The 20,513-nt window shown below is 45.1% G+C and carries 16 protein-coding genes; 10 read left to right on the top strand and 6 right to left on the bottom strand.

Going from position 1 to position 20,513, the window contains the following annotated elements; translation table 11 throughout:
• Nucleotides 1-10: 10 nt before the first annotated feature.
• Nucleotides 11-2,101 (bottom strand): TonB-dependent receptor domain-containing protein, encoded by a 2,091-nt coding sequence (locus AAEY72_RS09595; protein WP_352310344.1) that lies wholly within the window; start codon nucleotides 2,099-2,101, stop codon nucleotides 11-13.
• 485 nt (nucleotides 2,102-2,586) lie between these two features.
• Here AAEY72_RS09595 and AAEY72_RS09590 point away from each other — a divergent pair, with 485 nt between their 5' ends.
• From AAEY72_RS09590 to AAEY72_RS09570, 5 genes are all read left to right on the top strand, one after another.
• Complete coding sequence (locus AAEY72_RS09590; protein WP_194619191.1) at nucleotides 2,587-2,862, top strand: Trp family transcriptional regulator; 276 nt, start codon at nucleotides 2,587-2,589, stop codon at nucleotides 2,860-2,862.
• Nucleotides 2,863-2,949: 87 nt separating this feature from the next.
• The gene (locus AAEY72_RS09585; protein WP_352310343.1) at nucleotides 2,950-4,368 is read left to right on the top strand and encodes an anthranilate synthase component I family protein; all 1,419 of its coding nucleotides are present in this window, start codon (nucleotides 2,950-2,952) and stop codon (nucleotides 4,366-4,368) included.
• A 71-nt stretch (nucleotides 4,369-4,439) separates the two neighbouring features.
• Nucleotides 4,440-5,087, top strand: coding sequence for an anthranilate synthase component II (locus tag AAEY72_RS09580; protein ID WP_352310342.1), 648 nt, complete (start codon nucleotides 4,440-4,442; stop codon nucleotides 5,085-5,087).
• 85 nt (nucleotides 5,088-5,172) lie between these two features.
• Complete coding sequence (locus AAEY72_RS09575; protein ID WP_352310341.1) at nucleotides 5,173-5,838, top strand: lysozyme inhibitor LprI family protein; 666 nt, start codon at nucleotides 5,173-5,175, stop codon at nucleotides 5,836-5,838.
• 198 nt (nucleotides 5,839-6,036) lie between these two features.
• A complete protein-coding gene (locus AAEY72_RS09570) occupies nucleotides 6,037-6,984 on the top strand; it encodes a DMT family transporter (protein ID WP_352310340.1) in 948 nt (315 codons plus the stop codon).
• 138 nt (nucleotides 6,985-7,122) lie between these two features.
• Here the strand turns inward: AAEY72_RS09570 and AAEY72_RS09565 are convergent, their stop codons facing one another.
• The 4 genes from AAEY72_RS09565 to hutC all read right to left on the bottom strand — a co-directional run bounded on the left by AAEY72_RS09565 (nucleotide 7,123) and on the right by hutC (nucleotide 10,559).
• A complete protein-coding gene (locus tag AAEY72_RS09565; RefSeq protein WP_352310400.1) occupies nucleotides 7,123-7,869 on the bottom strand; it encodes an amino acid ABC transporter ATP-binding protein in 747 nt (248 codons plus the stop codon).
• Between the two features lie 85 nt (nucleotides 7,870-7,954).
• A complete protein-coding gene (locus AAEY72_RS09560) occupies nucleotides 7,955-8,692 on the bottom strand; it encodes an amino acid ABC transporter permease (RefSeq protein WP_275691767.1) in 738 nt (245 codons plus the stop codon).
• Nucleotides 8,692-9,528, bottom strand: a complete 837-nt coding sequence (locus AAEY72_RS09555) for an amino acid ABC transporter substrate-binding protein (protein ID WP_010201058.1) — start codon at nucleotides 9,526-9,528, stop codon at nucleotides 8,692-8,694. The genes AAEY72_RS09560 and AAEY72_RS09555 overlap by 1 nt, the downstream gene beginning before the upstream one ends.
• A gap of 305 nt (nucleotides 9,529-9,833) precedes the next feature.
• Nucleotides 9,834-10,559, bottom strand: coding sequence for a histidine utilization transcriptional repressor HutC (hutC, locus tag AAEY72_RS09550; RefSeq protein WP_352310399.1), 726 nt, complete (start codon nucleotides 10,557-10,559; stop codon nucleotides 9,834-9,836).
• Between the two features lie 312 nt (nucleotides 10,560-10,871).
• On the opposite strand from hutC, the gene hutU reads away from it, so the two are divergent.
• From hutU to hutI, 5 genes are all read left to right on the top strand, one after another.
• On the top strand, nucleotides 10,872-12,590 hold the full coding sequence (gene hutU, locus AAEY72_RS09545; RefSeq protein ID WP_352310339.1) for a urocanate hydratase: 1,719 nt from the start codon (nucleotides 10,872-10,874) through the stop codon (nucleotides 12,588-12,590).
• Nucleotides 12,591-12,660: 70 nt separating this feature from the next.
• Nucleotides 12,661-14,025 (top strand): YjiH family protein, encoded by a 1,365-nt coding sequence (locus AAEY72_RS09540; protein ID WP_352310338.1) that lies wholly within the window; start codon nucleotides 12,661-12,663, stop codon nucleotides 14,023-14,025.
• A gap of 225 nt (nucleotides 14,026-14,250) precedes the next feature.
• Nucleotides 14,251-15,813 carry a histidine ammonia-lyase gene (gene hutH, locus AAEY72_RS09535; protein WP_352310337.1) on the top strand — a complete coding sequence of 521 codons (1,563 nt, stop codon included), beginning with the start codon at nucleotides 14,251-14,253 and terminating at the stop codon, nucleotides 15,811-15,813.
• Between the two features lie 23 nt (nucleotides 15,814-15,836).
• The gene (gene hutG / locus AAEY72_RS09530; protein WP_352310336.1) at nucleotides 15,837-16,883 is read left to right on the top strand and encodes a formimidoylglutamase; all 1,047 of its coding nucleotides are present in this window, start codon (nucleotides 15,837-15,839) and stop codon (nucleotides 16,881-16,883) included.
• A 47-nt stretch (nucleotides 16,884-16,930) separates the two neighbouring features.
• Nucleotides 16,931-18,283, top strand: a complete 1,353-nt coding sequence (hutI, locus tag AAEY72_RS09525) for an imidazolonepropionase (RefSeq protein ID WP_352310335.1) — start codon at nucleotides 16,931-16,933, stop codon at nucleotides 18,281-18,283.
• Between the two features lie 358 nt (nucleotides 18,284-18,641).
• Here hutI and gdhA read toward each other — a convergent pair whose 3' ends face one another.
• The gene (gene gdhA, locus AAEY72_RS09520) at nucleotides 18,642-19,988 is read right to left on the bottom strand and encodes an NADP-specific glutamate dehydrogenase (RefSeq protein ID WP_352310334.1); all 1,347 of its coding nucleotides are present in this window, start codon (nucleotides 19,986-19,988) and stop codon (nucleotides 18,642-18,644) included.
• Nucleotides 19,989-20,513: the final 525 nt, after the last annotated feature.

The raw sequence follows: 20,513 nt of genomic DNA, 5'->3' as shown, positions 1-20,513 counted from the left end.
GACAATAAGATTAGAACTGATAGGTTAAAGACGTTTTGATATTACGTCCCATTTTAAAATCTGTGTAATTGTCATCTGAAGCGTTGTTACGTGAGGCGTGGCTCGCATAAGTCTCATCAAATAGGTTATACACCCCAAGCGTGGCTTTTAGGCCTTTAACTTGAGTAGGTGTATAGCTCATAAAGATATCATGAACGTCGTAGTTTGGTTTTTTGACATCATCGCCACCAGTGTTAGGCATGACTGAAGCAACATATGTACTGCGCCAGCCAAGCTCGGTGGTATTGGTTGGTGCATAACCAAGGTTGACCATGTATTTGTCACCAGACTCAGAGCTACTACCGCTCACTGACGAGATATTATAGTCGGTATCTTCGCCTTTGCTGCGTGCACGAGCGTAGCTTAGACCCATGTTAAAGTCATCTGCTCGATAGTCTGCTGATAGCTCGACCCCTTTGATTTTGAAATCTTCGTCATTATTAATGACGCCTTGGCAGGATTCAGGGGCAGCGCTTGTACCTAGTTGCCCGGTTATACAATTCATACCAGTTCTGCGGCCGCCTGCACGTACAAACTCAATATGGTTTTCGATATTGGTTTCAAAGTATTTGGCACTTAATTTAAGAGAGTCGTCAGCCATGGTCAGCCCGCGCAAAGTTGTGGCAATACCGACTTCTGCATTGCCGCCTTCTTCTGCTTTTAGGTCATCATTGACATAGGTATCAGCGCCATTGGTATTGAAGATCGTTTGGCTAAGGTCTGGACCATTAAACAACTGAGTATAGCTCGCAAATACTTGGGTACGTGGTGCAATCTCATAACTAGCAGCTAATGCGCCAACGACATTGTCATAAGTCTTGCCAGCAGATACATACTCTGGAGACTCATAACGGTCATAACGGACACCTGGCGTTAAGCTAAGCTTACCCATTTGCCATTGGTCTTCTAGATAGACTGAGGTATTGGTCGCTTCATCGGTACTGGTGTTACCAAAGTCGCGTGTCATCTCAGATTCTTTTTTGTAATGTTCAACCCCAGCGATTAACTTATGAACCCCTGGCACACCATTGATGATACTGCTATCGATGATACTGGTGTTTTGTACTTTGCCGCCTGTGGTTTTTACTTCTGCATCAAACTCAAACCCAGGCTCGCCATCAGAGTTACGCAAAATCTGCGTGCTGGTCTGATAGACATTGGCGTCTACATTGACCAACTGGTTGGCAGGACTATAGGCATAGTCAAGCGCGTAGGTATCGCGTTTGACTTCCTGCGGAATGATTGGGTTCCAGCCACCAGCAGGAAAATCTGGACGTAATGGGAACTTGCCTTTGTTTTCGGTACGGCTGAAACTAGCACCTACATGATGATCACTACCGACATAAGCACCAGCTTTCAATAGGATATTTTCGCCTTCGCTGTCTTTTGTTTGAATGTCACGGCCTTTGCCGTCTTCGCCAGCATTGGCATCACGCTTGCCATAATAAGCCAGTAAATCAATATTTTCTGTTGGCGTACCATAAACAGTGGCTGAGGTTAGCAGTTCATCATTGTTGCTAGCATAACCCGTATGAAGCTTAGCACCTACTTTTTGACCAGGCTTGAGTAAATCTGCCGCGTCAACTGTCTCAAAAGCAACCGCACCGCCGATAGCATCATTGCCTAGCGTCACTGAGTTATTACCGACTGATACCTCTGCTTGTTTTAGCAGATCTGGATCGATGGTGACATCACCCATATGGTAGAACAACGCGCCTTCTTGACGTGCGCCATCAATCGTTACTTTTAAATTAGTATCATCAAGACCACGTACACGAATACGTTGGTTGACCGATGATGTACCGCCCACGCTTACTCCTGGCACAACGTCCAGAAAATCGCTCAAGTGGCTGGCTTGTGCCGCTGGCGTATAGTCATCTATATAAACAGAGTCTTCTTGTACAGCGTTACGTACTGAGCTATTCGCTGTTACGGTGATAGTCTGTAACGTCGTATTTGGCATATCTGCTGCCGTTGCGGCACTGGCAGCTTGCGTCCATAATACTGCTGCGACACCCATTGACAATACCGTCAATTGACTAGATAACTTTACTTCGCGCATAACACACTCACTTTATTGACTATCAGAAATTAGAATTTTTAGAATTATTTTCAAAGGTCGTTAGATAACCTTTGAAATAGTGCCTATCAGAAGATTTAATACTTTAAAACACTTGACTCATCGTACGAATAACATTATTAATGTTAATGATAATTATTAGCGTTTAAATAATGAGAGGCATAATAACGAAGTATTAACAATTTGGCAATAATTAATATAAAAATTTGCATGAATAATTCTGATCAAGCACGAATATACAATGAGATGCTTTGATAATTACAAATACAAAGGTATGCAGGGCTATAAGCACGGCTGATTTAGCATTGATGAAAGATCAACTAGGGCGTGTCTTGATCAATAATAACGATATGGGCTAGCACTTGTTTTTCTTGTACTACTGTACTAGAATACTGAAACAAGATAGTCCTCAGCGAAAAATTGCTTGAGAGCGACCTATCTATTTTCTTTGGCTAAGATTACCTATTATGACTACCGATCCTTATCAAAGCTTAGTGAAACATTTGACGAACTGTACTGATAGCTCAGATATTGACAAGCTGCTCAGTGCACTGCTGACGGATAAAGAGCAGCACGACATCGCCAACCGTATTCGGATTTTTGATTTGCTTGATCGCGGCATCACGCAACGTGATATCTCTGAGCAGCTAGGCGTTGGTATCGCAACTGTCTCTCGCGGTGCCAAGGCCAAGCAAAGCCATGACGTGAGTGCGTTACTGACCACTCATAGAAGTCGCTCTTAAGCCACTTATTTCAGCACTATCCACCTTTTTAATTGCTACTTTCTTACTTATTAATCGACACACATTTGATGAATTTCGGACTTTGTTATGACCTCTATTACTCGCATACAGACCAAGCCTGCTCCTATTGATATTCCGAGCAAACCAAAGCGTATTAAGCTCACGCAAGATATTGATTTCTTTGCGTTATTCAAACGCATCGAGAGCGCTTTTGATACCTGCTATTTGCTCGAATCATTGGGCGAAGACAGCCATATCTCACGCCATCATGCGATAGGTTTTGATCCTGTCACGACCATAGCGGCATTAGACCGCAACACGCTTGCCATTACCGATAATAAAACCGCTGAAACCAGCCACTATCAAACTGACAACCCTTACCAGCTGCTGCGCGAAATAACGCCACAACATGTCATCGCCCGCGATCAAAGTGGCGGTCTGGTCGGTTATTTGGGTTATGACTGCGTGAACTTCTTTGAGCCTAGCCTTAATGCAAAAGCCAGCGAAGATTTTGAGCCATTTAAGTTTGGTGTGTATTTAGATGGATTGACACTAGATAAAATGACGGGGGAAATCTTCTATTTTTATTACCCGACTGCTCAGCAAGAAAACCGAATAGAGCAAATCAAAGCCTTGCTTGATACTCCTGTACCGAGCTATGAGCCGCCGATGGTTGAGTTCTTAGGTGATGGCATGAGCCAAGAAGAGCATGCCAATGTCGTCATGCAGGTCAAAGAGGACATCATCGCTGGGCGTATCTTTCAGTGTGAGGTAGGCTTTAAGTCTAAGTATCGTATCGCTGGCGACAAGATGCCCATTTATGAAAAGCTGCGTGCTGTCAATCCGTCACCGCACATGTATTTTATGAAATTTGCTCAGCAGTGCATCATTGGCGCCTCCCCTGAGCTGCTATTCCGCTTGCGCCAAGGTGAAATGGAAACCTATCCGCTTGCAGGAACAGCCAAACGCGGGGTCGATGTGATCGAAGACCGTAAGCTTGCCCGCGCACTGCTCAACGATGATAAAGAAATTGCCGAGCACAATATGCTAGTCGACTTACATCGTAACGATATTGGCCGTGTGGCTCGATTTGGTACGGTAAAAGTCCGTAGCCTGATGGACATCAAACGCTTCTCTCACGTACAGCACATCTCCTCTGAAATCGTTGGTATCCTGCACCCTGATGAGGATATGTTTAGCGCCCTTGCCAGCAACTTCCCTGCCGGCACATTGTCTGGTGCGCCAAAAGTTGAAGCTATCAAGGTCATCAATGAGCTAGAGCCAGACGGACGCGGTGCTTATGGCGGCGCATTAGGCTCGTTCAATTTCAATGGTGATTGTATCTTTGCCATTCCTATTCGCAGTCTGTTTATCAGCGGCGAGTCGGCTTATGCCCAAACTTGCGGCGGCAACGTCTATGACTCAAACCCAGCAGATGAGTATCTAGAGATTCAGCGCAAACTGTCTGCGATGAAAGTCGTATTAGACAGCTTTATGTCGCTGTAGTTTATACCAGCCGTAATTCGTACATTGACTATATTTTACCCAGCTATATTTTACAAAAGAGTTTATGCCCCATGAATGTTTTAATTATTGATAACTACGACTCGTTTACCTTTAATCTCTACCAATATGTGGGCGAGATTTTGCAAACCTTAGGCGATGATAAAGAAGCCAGCGTCATCGTCAAACGCAACAATGAGATCACTCTAGCAGATGTGCAGGCGATGAATCTCGATAGAATCATCATCTCACCTGGCCCAGGCTCACCCGATGATCCTGCCTACTTTGGCATTTGTGCTGAGGTCATCGAAGTGATGGGTAAAACGACGCCGTTATTGGGTGTGTGCCTCGGCATGCAAGGCATCGCGCATGTGTTCGGCGGTGACGTGGTACGGGCAAGCGTGCCGATGCATGGCAAGGTCTCCTCCATTCGCCATAATGGCTTAGGCATCTATAAAGATCTGCCTCAAGAGCTTGAAATCATGCGCTACCACTCACTCATCGTAAAGGCTGATACCATACCAAGCTGCCTCACAATCACATCTGTGGTCGCCAATGACAGTCGTTCTGAATTGAGCTTTGACGAGTCAGCGCTGACAGGTGATGAGATTATGGGACTGGCACACAAAGACTATCCAATCCAAGGCGTACAGTTTCACCCAGAGTCGTTTGCGACTGAAGGTGCTAAGCGTCTATTGAGTAACTTTTTAATGCAGGTATAAATCCATCATGTCTATCACAGCCCCAAATATAAAGCGAACATTTATACGTATGACGGTGTTTGCTAGCCTGATGCTAGTGGCTGTTATGAGCTCAGCAGTAGCCCCTATCGAGGCAAACTTTATATTGGGCATGGACGTTCAAGGTCAGCGCCTGAATCTCTATGAAGACTGTGCAGAAGGAAGCGTGACTTGTGACAATATGCTACTGGTTGCCCCTCACGTAGGGCTCTTGCTTCAAACAAAGCTGGCGGGCAAAAGATTCCGCAACACGCCTTATCCCGTTAAGCTGTATCCTGCCAAAACCAAGCATAGTGTGTGTAACGATGGCGTGACCCCTTGTGGGTTTCAAGGCTATACGTTTAAGGGTGAAGACTTCAATGGATTTATAGATCCCTTAAATAATGAGCTCTACATAACCAGTAACTGGACAACCGATAGCGATACTTTTCTCTACACAGAAAACAGCACGTATTTGCCATTGGCCTCGCAAGCCAAACTGATTGATACGATGTACAAAACCTCCGACCAAACGTTAAATAGTGGCTACAATAATACACGGCAGGCGGTCAGACGCCTCTATGGCACACAGATGGCAGACGACTTAAAGCTAGAGCAGCAAGCGTGGATAAAGCAGCGCTCAAAAGACTGCGGCGCAGATGTCTCACATCAGCCCAGAACCCAAGCTGAAAAAGTGTGCTTTATTCAGCAAAATAGTACCCGAGAGCAAGCGTGGTTTTTGTGGATTGATTAGGGCGTGTCCTATCGCCTATTTCAACACGACTTAATGTTTTTGAGCGACTCAGTAATATTTTCATGATAGACTCAAATAATAAACAAAAGACAGCTTATAATAAGGCTGTCTTTTGTTTGTTCAGTGTTACTTGGCACGTTTGAACCACGGGTAATCTTGCAAAAGATTGTATCATTCAGATAATAATAAGAAAACGATATGGCGAACATGGATACCGCAGTGCCATCACCAAAGTCATGGATAGGCATCATTCAAATCATCACCGCAGCTATCTGCTGGGGCACGTTGGGTATATTTTCTACCTATCTCAATCAAATCGGTTTTAGCGGCTGGCAAGTGACCATATTACGTATCGTCACGGCCGCTTTTATTATATTGGCCATGCTCCCTAAATTATGGCCTGATCTGATTAAGCTGCGCCCAAAACACTGGTTAGGACTGGCACTTCAGTCACTAATAGGTGTGCTTAGCATGTCCATCTGCTATTTTTTTGCCGTCAGCTATGTGGGCGCAGGTCCTGCTGTCGCGCTGCTGTACACTGCGCCCGTGTTTAGTTTACTGTTTTCAGCCTTTTTGCTCAATGAGTCTATTACGCGAAAATCAGCACTGCTGTCACTAATGGCGGTGTTTGGCGTGGGCTTAACCATGCTAGGCGAGCAGGCGCAAGTCAACTGGGGTATCGTGCTTGGGCTATTGGCAGGCATGTCCTACTCCCTATACGGCGTGCTTGGCAAACGCGCGATGCATCACGCTCACCCTGCCCCATTGGTGTTTTTTACCTCTATTATTATTAGTGCAGGTGTGCTGCTATTTTTGCCAGAAACTTATAATACGTATGAAAAATTACTGACCCTACCGCTCACGACTTGGGGCTATGTGTTAGGGCTGTCTTTGCTAGGAACTGTCGTGCCATTTGGCCTGTATATGAAAGCACTGGAGAAACTGCCTGCCTCTCGTGCATCCGTTTTTACTATTTTTGAGCCGTTGACCGCGATTGCCCTTGCGACCATCTTACTACATCAACCCCTATCATTGATTCAGTATGTGGGCGTGATACTCATTCTATTGGCCGCTTTATTGAATGCCATGCTAAACGGTACTGCGACTCGCGTACCACGTTGGTTTAAAAAACGGCAACAGGTATAAATTTTTTGATATTTTTATAAAAAAAAGCTCCAACCATGACAACATGATTGGGGCTTTTTAACACTCACAGCTATGTATTGCTTAGGGCTTCATATGGCTCAGACCTTCACTTTATAGTCAAAACACAGCACTCTAGCTCTATTGCTTTTCGATACGCTGTAAAAATGCCTGCGTACGTGGATGCGTTGACAGCTCAAACAACTGCTCGGCACTGCCTTCTTCGACGACCACACCATCTTCGATTAAGACCACATGATCGGCAACATCACGGGCAAAGTTAATCTCGTGCGTCACCACAACCATCGTCCAACCCTCAGAGGCCAGCTGCTTCATGGTTTCTAATACATCTTGAACCAGCTCTGGATCAAGCGCGGACGTTGGCTCATCGAATAACAGTAATGACGGTTCGATAGCCAGCGCACGAGCAATACCAATACGCTGCTGTTGACCACCAGATAGCTGAAACGGATACAGATCGGCTTTATCTGACAGACCAACTTTCTCCAGCAAGACCACCGCCTGCTCGCGGGCTTGCGCTTTACTTTGTCCTTGCACCACAGTCGGTCCAAGCATTAAATTCTCAATGGCTGTCTTATGTGGAAACAAATTATAAGACTGAAAAACCATACCTGACTTACGTTGCAGTGCGAGCAAGGTTTTTTTCTTAGGTTTAGTGGCAAAATCGACCGTAAGACTGTCATCGTCAAAGGCAATCACGCCTTGATCTGGAATTTCCAACGCATTAAGACAACGTAAAAAAGTCGTTTTACCTGACCCAGATGGTCCTAATATCACGACCACTTTGCCTTTTTCGATGGTCAAATCAATGCCTTTGAGCACTTGATTGCCGCCAAAGGCCTTGTGAATATTGGTGACTTGAATCATAAAGGTTCCTGTTGTACTGATGATGCTAAAGCTATCCTGCAATAGGTCAGTAAGCAATGTCATACTAACCTATCGCTATCTGGCGCTATTTCGCCACGTAACGATCAAGCCTAGTTTCAAGCTTGCCTTGGATAAAGGTCAAGAATAAACAAATACCCCAATAAATCACTGCTGCCTCTGTGTAGACCAGCATAAACTCATAGTTACGAGCCGTGATAATCTGCGCTTGTTTAAACAGCTCAGTGACGAGCACCAATGATGCAAGCGACGTGTCTTTTACCAAACTGATAAAGGTATTAGACAACGGCGGCACCGACACTCGTAGTGCTTGCGGTAAAATAACATGGCGGAAAGTCTGTAGATACGTCAAGCCAACGGTCGATCCTGCTTCCCACTGTCCTTTTGGGATGGACAAAATAGAGGCGCGCACCGTCTCTGATGCATAAGCACCAATATTCAGCGAAAAGGCAATAATCGCGGAAGGAAACGGATCAAGCTTCAGTCCAACACTAGGCAGTCCGTAAAAGATGATAAACAACTGTACCAGCATCGGCGTACCGCGAATCGCGGATACATAAATACGAGCAAGCCTGTAGACAATCTCATGGAACCAGCTGGCACGCGGAATGATACGAATCAGCGCCACTGTCAACGCAATCGCCATACCAATCGCAAATGAGATCAATGCTAGCGGTATCGAATAATAGATACCGCCTTTGAGCATCGGCCAAAATGAATTGATGACAATCTGCGCCCGATCCGGATCCATGAATGGCAACAATGCCAGCAATTCAGCTATCCATGAGGTTATAGAAGCTAGCATTATTTTTGTTGACTTATATCAGCACCGAAGAAATCTTGACTAAGCTTGGTCAACGTACCATCAGCTTGTAGCTCAGCCATTGCTTCATTTAATTTTGCTACAACAGCATCATCGCCTTTAATCAAGACTAATCCTGAACCAGTCTGCTCACTAGCAGGAGCAACCAATTTAATCTCAAGCGCGCTGTCTGGGAATTTTTTTAGATAATCTAATATTGCAAGGTTATCATTCATCGTAAAGTCAGCACGGTCTTGTTTGACCAACTGGATTGCTTGTGCCATGCCATCCACAGGGACAATCTCTGCACCGTAACGCTCTGCAAGTTCACCATAGTTACTGCTGAGTGATTGCGCCGTACGTAGACCTTTTAGACCTTCCCACGAGCTATAACGATTATCGTCCGTTGGTGCCAATACAACCGCGCCCGACCAACTATAAGCTTGAGCCTTATCGTACTTAGCTAAGCGCTCAGGCGTCGTCAAGCTGACTTGGTTGGCCACCATATCAAAGCGTTTTGAATCCAAACCTGCCAGCATCGCATCCCACTGGGTTTCTTTGAATTCAACTTCTACGCCCAGTTTTTCCGCCACTGCGCGCGTCACTTCGACGTCATAACCCGTTAGTTTGCCACTCTCATCATGATACGTGAACGGAGGATAAGTACCCTCTGTACCGACGTTGATGGTGCCGCCATTATTAATGCGTTGTAGCAAATCAGAACCGCCTGTTGCAGCGCTGTCAGTTGCCGTGGTATCGGCTTCGTTGGTAGTAGATTGACCACAAGCGGCAAGGAACATAGTGCTGGCAGCAAGGGCTAAAAGAGTACGACGTTTCATAAGACGTCCTTATAAGAGTGAATGAATAAAGTGAAAACGCATAAAGCTAATAAATAGGGAAAGCCGGCACAAGAGAACAGTATAAACTGTCCTGCAATATTCGGCTTTGACTGCCCAATTTGAGGTTATTTAGGCGATTTTTCAATGCTATTTCTAGTTTATTTTTGAATTTTTAACGCTTGTGCAAATCCTATTACTATTCAATAAATAGTAATTGCTGCTCATTAAATACCAGCTTATGGATATAGTATCTCACTTTAGACAGAAAAAACGTACACAATCAGTGAGTATACGTAAGGTACTGGCTATAATTCACCTGAAAACTGATAGCGATCACCAGCATGCCACATTTTTACAAAAGTAACGACTTGGCCTGCCGAATAGGTCTGGCGACGCAGTACGAGTGTCGGTGACTGCGGGGCAATTTGTAGTGCACTTGCTACTTCATCAAGTGCCGCTAAGGCCCGAATAGTATAGTTGCCGCGCTCTAGTGGACTTTTGGCAATCAAATAGTCACTGGTATTGACCACACTAAAATCTTGCTCAATGAACGCTGGTACTTTTTTGGCATCGACCCAACGTTCTTCGAACTGTATAGGCTGACCATCTGCAAAATGAATGATTTTTACCTCGTATAAAACAGCTACTTCGTGTTCATTACGGTCATCATCCTTATCAATACCAAATTTACGCCGTAATTCATCGTCCAACATAGCGGCAGTTAGCGTGCGCTTACTTATTACTTGTGCCTGATAATCGCGATTGGCAGATTTTAAATCCTGTGCAATATTACGCACTTCTACAAAGGTATGATTGAACTGCTGCTGCGCGACAAACGTTCCCGACCCCTGCCGACGCTCTAATACCCGCTCTTCGCTCAGCTCTTTTAGCGCGCGGTTGACCGTCATTCGCGACACACCAAACTCTGCTGCCAGTGCCATTTCTGTCGAAATCGCGTTACCCGCTTGCCATTTACCAGAATGAATGTTGTCTAATATGGCGTTTTTTATACGTTGATACGCCGGAATCATTTTTGTCATGTTCGCCTTTAACCGTCAGTTTCACCAATGAGAATAGCGTCATAATATCACGAGATACCCTCATGAACGTCAGCAAAACCACATGACACCTACCTATCTACCAAAATGCGCACAAAAATAATTGAGTTATTTATAAAAACTTCTTGCATGAAAAAAGTATCTTTGATAATTTGTATATACAACTTTACAGCAGCATAAACAATCTGCTTTATCTACTCGATATTTTGCTGCGTTTATAGCCTGACTGTAAAACACTTACTTTGATTACTGTATCGCCCTATTCGCTATCACAAGGATATGATCATGACGACTGACCATGGAACCAACAAAGAGACTAAGCTGACCCGCCGTGACGAAAGCCGCGAAATCTCTGCGCCGACTGGCAGCACCCTACATTGCAAAAGCTGGCTGACCGAAGCCCCTTATCGTATGCTGCAAAACAACTTGCATCCTGATGTGGCGGAAAATCCAAAAAGCCTAGTCGTATACGGTGGTATCGGACGTGCAGCCCGTAACTGGGAAAGCTATGATCAAATCTTAGAGTCATTAAAAGAATTAGAGGATGACGAGACATTATTGGTGCAATCAGGCAAACCTGTGGGCGTGTTTCAAACGCATGAAAATGCACCACGCGTGTTGATTGCCAATTCAAACCTTGTGCCGCGCTGGGCAACGTGGGAGCACTTCAACGAGCTGGATCGCAAAGACTTAATGATGTATGGCCAAATGACAGCTGGTAGCTGGATTTATATCGGCACGCAAGGCATCGTCCAAGGTACTTACGAGACTTTCGTTGAAGCAGGTCGTCAGCACTATGATGGCAGCTGGGCGGGTCGTTGGATTCTGACCGCTGGTCTTGGCGGTATGGGCGGCGCGCAGCCACTAGCCGCTACTTTTGCAGGGGCCACTTCATTAAACATCGAGTGTCAGCAGTCTAGTATTGATTTCCGTTTGCGCACTGGTTATGTTGATAAACAAGCAGATAACCTTGACCATGCTTACGAGTTAATCAAACAACATACCGATGCGGGTGAAGCCGTTTCTATCGCCCTACTTGGTAATGCCGCAGATATGTTGCCTGAAATGGTCAAGCGTGCGAACGCTGGCGGCATGAAGCCTGATTTGGTCACCGATCAAACCTCGGCGCATGATTTGATTAATGGCTATCTGCCAAGTGGCTGGACAGTAGAAGAATGGAAAGCTGCGCAAGAAGATTCAGAGCAACATGCAGCACTGACCAAAGCAGCCGCTAAATCTTGTGCCGTACACGTACAGGCGATGCTAGATCTACAAGCAATGGATATTCCAACGACCGATTATGGCAACAACATCCGTCAGGTCGCTTTCGATGAAGGCGTCAAAGATGCCTTTAACTTCCCAGGTTTTGTCCCCGCTTATATTCGTCCGCTGTTTTGCCAAGGTAAAGGCCCATTCCGCTGGGTAGCGTTGTCAGGTGATCCAGAAGATATCTATAAGACCGATCAAAAAATCAAAGAGCTGTTCCCTGAAAACAAACATATCCATCGCTGGTTAGACATGGCAAAAGAGCGCATTCAGTTTCAAGGCTTGCCTGCCCGTATCTGCTGGCTAGGGCTTGGTGAGCGTGATAGAGCAGGTTTGGCATTTAATGAAATGGTCAAGAATGGTGAGCTAAAAGGCCCGATCGTCATTGGTCGTGATCACTTGGATACGGGTTCTGTTGCCAGTCCAAACCGCGAAACAGAAAGCATGAAAGATGGCTCAGATGCGGTATCTGACTGGGCACTATTAAACGGCATGCTGAATGTGGCAGGCGGTGCAACTTGGGTATCACTGCATCATGGCGGCGGCGTTGGCATGGGCTACTCGCAGCACTCCGGCATGGTCATCGTCGCGGATGGTACTGATGCCGCAGCCAAACGCTTAGCACGAGTACTGGTCAATGACTGCGGATCTGGCGTTATGCGTCATGCCGATGCAGGTTATGAGCTGGCGATTAAAACAGCGAAAGACTATGGTCTAAACCTGCCAATGATCAAATAGTTTGTCCCTTGTCCTCATACGCTGTAGCTAGGTATAAGGACATAATCGACATTTTATCAAGGAGGATAATATGATTGAGCAAAATACGATATCCAGTCTGAACGATGAAAATGCAACAACATCGTCCAAAAAACTGCTATCCACCCCTATTGCTTTAATACAGCTTATCGTATTCAGTGCGATCGGTTTGGTCATGTTTTTTGTGCCATTTACCATTGGTGAAAAAAGCACGATTTTGTTCGATCATGGCGCAACCTATCTGGTCACTCAGCAGCATACCTTGTCCGTGACATTACTGTTTCTACTCATGATCTATGGTGTGAGTAAGCCGTTTATCGATGGCTCATGGCGCAAAAATATCACTCATATGATTATGACGACTTTCAAGATCATCGGTCTGATGTTGGCAGTGATGTATGTGGCTGACATAGCGCCTGCCTTTATGATGGAAAAGGATATGCTGCCGTTTTTGTTTGAAAAGTTGGCCTTACCAGTCGGTATGATTGTACCGATTGGGGCGTTAATATTGGCATTCTTGGTTGGTTTTGGCTTACTAGAAATGGTCGGTGTGCTCATGCAGCCAATTATGAAACCTATTTGGAAAACCCCAGGCTCATCAGCGATTGATGCCGTGGCTTCTTTTGTCGGTAGCTACTCGATTGGTTTGCTCATCACCAATCGTGTGTACTTGCAAAAGCAATATTCAGCGCGTGAAGCCATTATTATTGCGACTGGATTTTCGACTGTATCAGCGGCGTTTATGGTCATTGTTGCCAAAACGCTTGGTCTGATGGAGTTCTGGAATGTGTTCTTTTGGTCTACGCTAGTAATTACCTTTATTGTCACTGCGATTACCGCTCGTATTCCGCCCATCAGCCTTTTTGATGATAGCGTCGAACGTCCCGCTTTAGATCATAAAGGTGGTACACGGTTAGCAGCAGCATTTGATTTAGGCTTGTCCACTTCGCGCCGTGCCACTGACCTCAAACAAATCTTATGGTCTAACTTTCGCGACGGTCTAACGATGGCCGCTGCTATCGTGCCGTCTATCATCGCTGTCGGCTTAACAGGATTGCTGTTAGCAAAATATACGCCCGTGTTCGATGCGTTGGGCTTGCTGCTTTATCCCTTTACATGGCTTGGCGGCCTACCAGAACCGCTTGTCGCGGCCAAAGGAATGTCAGCGGGATTGGCTGAGATGTTCTTGCCAGCATTACTACTGAGTGAGGCAGACATATTGACACGCTATGTCGCAGGGGTCATTTCCATTAGCAGTGTGCTGTTCTTCTCAGCCATGATTCCGTGTGTGCTTGCGACCGAGATTCCTGTCTCTGTTGGCAAAATGGTCATTATTTGGTTCGAGCGTGTGGTACTCAGTATTTTGTTGGCTGCTGCTTTTGGGCAGTTGGCTATGTATTTCAACTGGATTGGCTAAAAATTCAAACTCAATAATAGATATTTCGTTGATTAAAAACCTTTCAACAACTTCATTTTAAAAAAGATACGAATCAAAAATAATATAACCCATATAGTTGATTCAATTTAAAAGTAGTACAAGGCAACCGAGTGTAGATGTATATCAAATACTTCAAGCGAGGTTAATGCTGTAATACTTTTATAGTGGAATGACTATATGGCTTACCACACTAGGATTACCCCTATGAACGACATCAAACAACTAACCCTACACCCTCGCCAGCTTAGCTTTGAGATGCTACGTGATATCTATGAGCAGCCTGTCATATTTACACTACCTGAGAGCGCTTATGAGGCAATAGATGCCTCACACGAAGATGTGCGCACCATCATTGCGCGAGATAAAAGCGCTTATGGTATCAATACTGGTTTTGGCCTCTTAGCAAAGACGCGTATCAGTGACGACCAACTTGAACTACTTCAACGCAACCTAATCGTTTCTCACTCTGTGGGCACTGGTGAAGCGTTACCAGATAGCGTCGTGCGACTGATTATGGTGATGAAAGTTGCCAGTTTGGCTCAAGGTGTCTCTGGCGTACGTCGCGAGGTAGTAGATAGTCTACTTGCCTTAATCAACAACCAAATCACACCAAATATCCCAGCCAAAGGTTCAGTTGGTGCCTCTGGTGACTTAGCGCCATTATCACATATGACACTTGCGATGGTGGGTGAAGGTGATGTCTTTGTTGCGGGTAAAAAAGTGCCTGCTGCTGATGCCTTAGCACAGCATGGACTTGTACCTATTACTCTTGCAGCTAAAGAAGGCCTTGCACTTATCAACGGTACGCAAGTCTCAACTGCGCTAGCATTACGTGGTTATTTCTTAGCGCGTGACTTACTTGAGACCGCCACCATTGTAGGCTCACTATCAATTGATGCGGCTAAAGGATCAGATTCACCATTTGATGCGCGTATTCATGAAGTACGTGGTCATCATGGTCAAATCGAAATCGCTAAAGCACATCGTCAATTAATCAAAGGCAGTGCTATTCGCGCCTCACATGACGGTGAGCAAGATGACAGAGTGCAAGACCCTTACTGCCTACGCTGCCAGCCACAGGTCATGGGTGCCTGTCTTGATATCATCAATCAAGCAGGCAAAACCTTATTAATCGAATCCAATGCGGTGACCGACAACCCACTTATCTTTAATAACGAGGATGGCCCTGTCGCCATATCAGGTGGTAACTTCCATGCTGAGCCAGTTGCTTTTGCCGCTGATATTTTAGCCTTGGCAATCGCCGAGATTGGATCTATGTCTGAGCGCCGTGTGGCCTTGCTAATTGATGCGACTTTGTCAGGTGGTCTGCCACCATTCTTGGTTGATAACGCTGGGGTGAACTCAGGCTTTATGATCGCCCATGTAACCGCAGCCGCACTGGCATCAGAGAATAAATCTATCGCTCACCCAGGCAGTGTCGACAGTATCCCAACTTCTGCCAATCAAGAAGACCATGTATCAATGGCGACCTATTGCGCAAGACGCCTATATGAGATGGCACAGAATACTGCCACTATCATCGGTATTGAGCTATTGGCTGCCGGTCAAGGGATTGATTTTCATCGCGGATTAGAGACATCAGAGCCGTTGACTGTGGCGCATCGAAAACTACGTGAGCAAGTGACTTTTTATGATAAAGACCGCTACCTAGCCCCTGATATCGAAGCAGCTAAGCAGTTGGTATTAGACGGTACACTTGCTGAACATTGGCAGTCACTACGCAGCGACTGGTACGAGTCTAAATAAAGATTAATGTGCGGAGAGCAGCGATGACAATAGCGATAACAACAGCACCGAATACCACACGCATTAGCCATACACCTGCTGATATGACTCAGTGGACAGGGCGCGCTGAGCCGTTTGAGACTGCACGTGCTCGCTATTGGTATCAGCTTGCTCAGCCATACGAGAATCAAAATATTGGGCTAATTGGCTTTGCCTGTGATCAAGGCGTCAGACGCAACCAAGGGCGCGTAGGAGCAAGAGCAGCACCGCCACTGATTCGTCGAGCTTTTGCTACGCTGCCAGTCATCGCTGATTTACAACAACGTTTTGACGGTCAATTATCAACCTTATTGGGTGATGCTGGTGACATTCATTGTGATGATAATGATGGCTTTGCCGAGAGCACCCTTGAGCAAGCTCAGATCAAATATGCCGATGCAGTGAGCACTATCGTCAAGCAATGTGGTCTACCCATCGGACTTGGTGGCGGTCATGCCATTTCTTATGGTAGCTTTTTAGGGTTGTGGCAGGCCTTAGAAAATACGAAAAATGCCAATGTCACACCTACTATCGGGATTATTAATTTTGATGCCCATCTTGATATTCGTCAGTCGGATGTTGCGACCTCTGGGACGCCGTTTCGCCAAATTGCCGAGCATCTTGACACACATGGTCAGTCCTTTCATTATTGCTGTATTGGCGTCAGTCGCTTTTCTAATACGGCGGCGCTTTTTGATCGCGCTGAACAATTGGGCGTACAGGTTATTAGTGATGAAGACTGTCATTATCAGCCTTGGGATACACTTGCTGAGCGGGTCAAAAGCTTTGTAGGTCAGGTCGATATCGTGTACTTAACCATCGATATGGACTGCTTGCCATCTAGTGTCGTTCCGGGTGTGAGCGCACCTGCCGCCTTTGGCATTGAGTTGGGTTTCGTTGAGCGCATGGTCAAAACCATCATGGCATCAGGCAAAGTGAAAATGGCAGACATTGCTGAGATTAACCCTACTTTTGATATTGACAGTCGTAGCTGCAAAGTTGCTGCTCGCTTACTAGCCACCATTGTAGAGCAGCACTTACTTAGCGCCTAGATCTTACCAACAAAGATCGCTGACTTCACAACAATCAGGAGCATATTATGCATACATCAAAAAACTCCGTATCGAAAAGTCCTGTAGAGCAGGCACTAAACGAGTCCACTATGACATCGTTTGATCACGTTATTATCAATGCAAATATTGCGACGTTTTCAGCGCAGCATGGTTTTGGTATTGATGCAGGTGGTGATACAAATGAGCACGCTGATAGCATCCCATATGGCCAGTTACTTAACGCGGCTATCGGTATTAAAAGTGACAAAATTTCTTGGATTGGTGCACAGGAGCAAATTACTGCTCATTTGCCGCATTATCAAAAATATCAAATTACAGACGTCGATGGCAAATGGATAACTCCCGGACTCATCGACTGTCATACGCATATCGTCTATGGTGGTAACCGTAGCAACGAATTCGAAGCGCGTTTACAAGGCGCTAGCTATCAAGACATCGCGGCACAAGGCGGCGGTATCGTCGCGACAGTTAGTGCCACCCGCGCCGCCAGTATTGAATCGCTATTTGCACAAAGTGAAAAACGTTTACTCGCGCTCATGAAAGAAGGCGTCACCAGTATCGAAATCAAGTCTGGCTATGGCTTGGACTTAGACACTGAACGCAAAATGCTCACGGTCGCTCGCCAACTGGGCAAAAAATATGACATTCATGTGAGCACCACTTATTTAGCAGCGCATGCCTTGCCGCCCGAATACAAGTCTCACATGCAGGACCGCTCGGATGACTATATCGAGCAAGTTTGCGAATGGCTACCTATTCTTCATGCAGAAGGCTTGGTTGATGCAGTCGACGGATTTTGCGAAAACATCGCCTTTAATACTGAGCAAATTAGGCGTGTTTTTGAGGTAGCGCGTTCATTAGATCTTCCCGTCAAACTGCACTCTGAGCAGCTATCTGATATAGGTGGAAGTGCTTTGGTTGCTGAATATAAAGGACTATCGAGCGACCATCTAGAGCACTTATCAGAAGAAGATATTAAAAAAATGGCGGCTAGCAATACCGTTGCTGTGATATTGCCAGGGGCGTTTTATACGCTACGTGACACCAAGTTGCCGCCGATTGAGGCATTACGTAAGCACCAAGTTCCTATAGCAATTTCAACTGACTGTAATCCTGGCACCTCACCGTTAACGTCGCTTTTATTAACGATGAATATGGGCTGTACGTTATTTTATCTGACACCTGAAGAAGTATTAGCAGGCTCAACCGTTTATGCAGCACAGGCGTTAGGGCTACCTAATAAAGGTAAAATAGAAGTGGGCTGTGATGCTGACTTAGCGCTATGGGATATTGCCCGTCCTGCTGATTTGGCCTATCAGATGGGACTAAATCCTATCCAAGGCATTATGATTCAAGGGAAATGGCGCGAGATGGTATAGCTAGAGTGAGTTTACTTTAAAACAGAGATAGTGCGGCTGGGATGAATTTTTCGTAGCCTCTGTGATAGCAGCAAGCAAGGAAAATTTATACCAGTCGCATCTATAGTCGGTGAACTACTAAACCGCTACGGCGTTACCCTCCTTAGGTGTACTACTTGTACAATCTACAGTCGGCTGCCTTGTACCCATTTTAGAGTTCTTTGACTATAACGAGTAATATATCGATATTATTCTGAACTGACTATAACTCATCTTGATTTATCTCCATTAAAAAAGCCCCAACCATTCAGTGATTGGGGCTTCGCTATTTGTCCATATTAACCAACCACTAAGGCTTGTTTACCACTTATAAGTAAGACTAGTTCAAAATACCAAAAGCGACCAACGCATCAGCCACACGTTTGAAGCCAACCATATTGGCACCAGCCATATAATCGACATAACCATTGTCAGTTTGACCATATTGTTCTGAAGCGTTCGCAGCACTGTCGTGGATATCTTTCATAATACCTTTTAGACGCTCGTCGACTTGCTCAAAGGTTTGATATTGACGGACAGAGTTTTGCGACATTTCAAGCGCAGATACTGCAACCCCGCCAGCATTGGCTGCTTTGCCAGGTGCATAATGGACTCGGTGCAAACGGATATAATCAATCGCTTCAGCAGTGAGCGGCATATTAGCGCCTTCGACCACGTACTTGACACCATTTTCAACCAATAGCTTGGCATCAGCTTCATTGACTTCGTTTTGAGTGGCGCATGGAATCGCAATATCAGCTTTAAACTGCCACGGTTTTTGTTTAGCAAACCACTCTCCACCATAGACGTCAACATACTCTGCCAATGGTTTATTATGCTGTTTTTGCTTTTTGAGCCAATCTATTTTTTCTTGATTAAGGCCTTTTTCATCGTGCAAAGTCCCTTGTGAATCAGAAACCGTTATTGCCATACCACCAAGTGCATTCACTTTTTCAGCAGCATGTAATGAGACATTACCTGCCCCTGATATCAGCACCTTTTTGCCTTTGAGCGTGTCATTTTGGGCGAGAAGCATATTTTCTAAGAAATATACCGCACCATAGCCGGTCGCTTCTGTACGCATCAAGCTACCACCGAAGCCCACGCCTTTACCAGTGATAACACCTGTTGATTCGCGTGTTAAATTTTTATACATCGCAAACATGTAGCTGACTTCTCGACCACCGACGCCGATGTCACCAGCAGGCACATCCATGTCTTTGCTCACGTAATGATGTAGCTCACGCATAAAGGCGTAGCAAAAACGGCGAATCTCGCTATCTGTTTTGCCTTTAGGATCAAAATCTGACCCGCCTTTACCGCCACCAATAGGCAAGCCAGTTAGCGCATTTTTGAAAATTTGCTCAAAGCCTAAGAACTTTAGTACCGACTGATTGACGGTAGGATGAAATCTAAGACCACCTTTATAAGGGCCTAAAGCATTACAGAACTGCACACGCCAGCCACGATTGACTTGTACGTCGCCTTTATCATCCTCCCAATTAACACGAAAACCAAATACCCGATCAGGCTCCACCAAACGCTCAAATACTTTCAATGCACTATATTCAGGATGAGCATCGTATAAAGGTTGAATCGTAATCGCCACCTCTTTTACTGCTTGAATAAACTCTGGCTGATGCGCATAACGTGCTTCGATTTTTTCGATGGCCTGACTGATACTCATACATCTCTTCCTTAGGATAAAACTGGGGATCATATTTACTTACGTCAGCGTCACGTCATATCACAACGGATAAGAGGATTACGAACGCTGACGTAAAACTGAAATCGCCCCTATACAAGGTTCTGTATAGAGACAAATGGGATTAAAAAAGCTGACTGAATTTGTGCTTATATGGCAAATTTAGAAGTGACAACATTTTTCATCTTACAACTATATATCATCTTTAAGACTGATAAGTCTAGTAAATATCTCCATCATAAAACTCTATAAGCAATTTTTGTTGGCTAAATTTGAGCTGTTACGTTTAACTGCTCATCGACTAGACATAATAGAAAAATGTCATTTCTCTCTAAAAAATAAAGACAAAAGGAAAATATTTGATGATAAACGGTAAAAAATACCAAAAAATTCGCTTTTTATTGAGCAAATGTATATCAATATTATTAGTAAGGAATTATAATACCTTTCTTACAACAAGGATATTTCTAGCTAATTCAGCTAGTTCATAAATACAAACCAATCACC

The sequence above is a fragment of the Psychrobacter sp. W2-37-MNA-CIBAN-0211 genome, from assembly GCF_040309405.1.
Lineage (GTDB): Bacteria > Pseudomonadota > Gammaproteobacteria > Pseudomonadales > Moraxellaceae > Psychrobacter > Psychrobacter glaciei.
The sequence above is the reverse complement of the archived record's forward strand: the minus strand, read 5'-3'. Positions and strand labels throughout refer to the sequence as shown.

Bases quoted from the DNA above. Each gene is read 5' to 3' on its own strand.
- AAEY72_RS09590 (WP_194619191.1), top strand. From the start codon at position 2,587: ATGACTACCGATCCTTATCAAAGCTTAGTGAAACATTTGACGAACTGT.
- AAEY72_RS09585 (WP_352310343.1), top strand. From the start codon at position 2,950: ATGACCTCTATTACTCGCATACAGACCAAGCCTGCTCCTATTGATATT.
- AAEY72_RS09595 (WP_352310344.1), bottom strand. From the start codon at position 2,101: ATGCGCGAAGTAAAGTTATCTAGTCAATTGACGGTATTGTCAATGGGT.
- hutU (WP_352310339.1), top strand. From the start codon at position 10,872: ATGACGACTGACCATGGAACCAACAAAGAGACTAAGCTGACCCGCCGT.
- hutI (WP_352310335.1), top strand. From the start codon at position 16,931: ATGCATACATCAAAAAACTCCGTATCGAAAAGTCCTGTAGAGCAGGCA.
- hutC (WP_352310399.1), bottom strand. From the start codon at position 10,559: ATGATTCCGGCGTATCAACGTATAAAAAACGCCATATTAGACAACATT.
- hutH (WP_352310337.1), top strand. From the start codon at position 14,251: ATGAACGACATCAAACAACTAACCCTACACCCTCGCCAGCTTAGCTTT.
- AAEY72_RS09575 (WP_352310341.1), top strand. From the start codon at position 5,173: ATGAGCTCAGCAGTAGCCCCTATCGAGGCAAACTTTATATTGGGCATG.
- AAEY72_RS09560 (WP_275691767.1), bottom strand. From the start codon at position 8,692: ATGCTAGCTTCTATAACCTCATGGATAGCTGAATTGCTGGCATTGTTG.
- AAEY72_RS09570 (WP_352310340.1), top strand. From the start codon at position 6,037: ATGGCGAACATGGATACCGCAGTGCCATCACCAAAGTCATGGATAGGC.
- AAEY72_RS09580 (WP_352310342.1), top strand. From the start codon at position 4,440: ATGAATGTTTTAATTATTGATAACTACGACTCGTTTACCTTTAATCTC.
- AAEY72_RS09555 (WP_010201058.1), bottom strand. From the start codon at position 9,528: ATGAAACGTCGTACTCTTTTAGCCCTTGCTGCCAGCACTATGTTCCTT.
- AAEY72_RS09540 (WP_352310338.1), top strand. From the start codon at position 12,661: ATGATTGAGCAAAATACGATATCCAGTCTGAACGATGAAAATGCAACA.
- hutG (WP_352310336.1), top strand. From the start codon at position 15,837: ATGACAATAGCGATAACAACAGCACCGAATACCACACGCATTAGCCAT.
- gdhA (WP_352310334.1), bottom strand. From the start codon at position 19,988: ATGAGTATCAGTCAGGCCATCGAAAAAATCGAAGCACGTTATGCGCAT.
- AAEY72_RS09565 (WP_352310400.1), bottom strand. From the start codon at position 7,869: ATGATTCAAGTCACCAATATTCACAAGGCCTTTGGCGGCAATCAAGTG.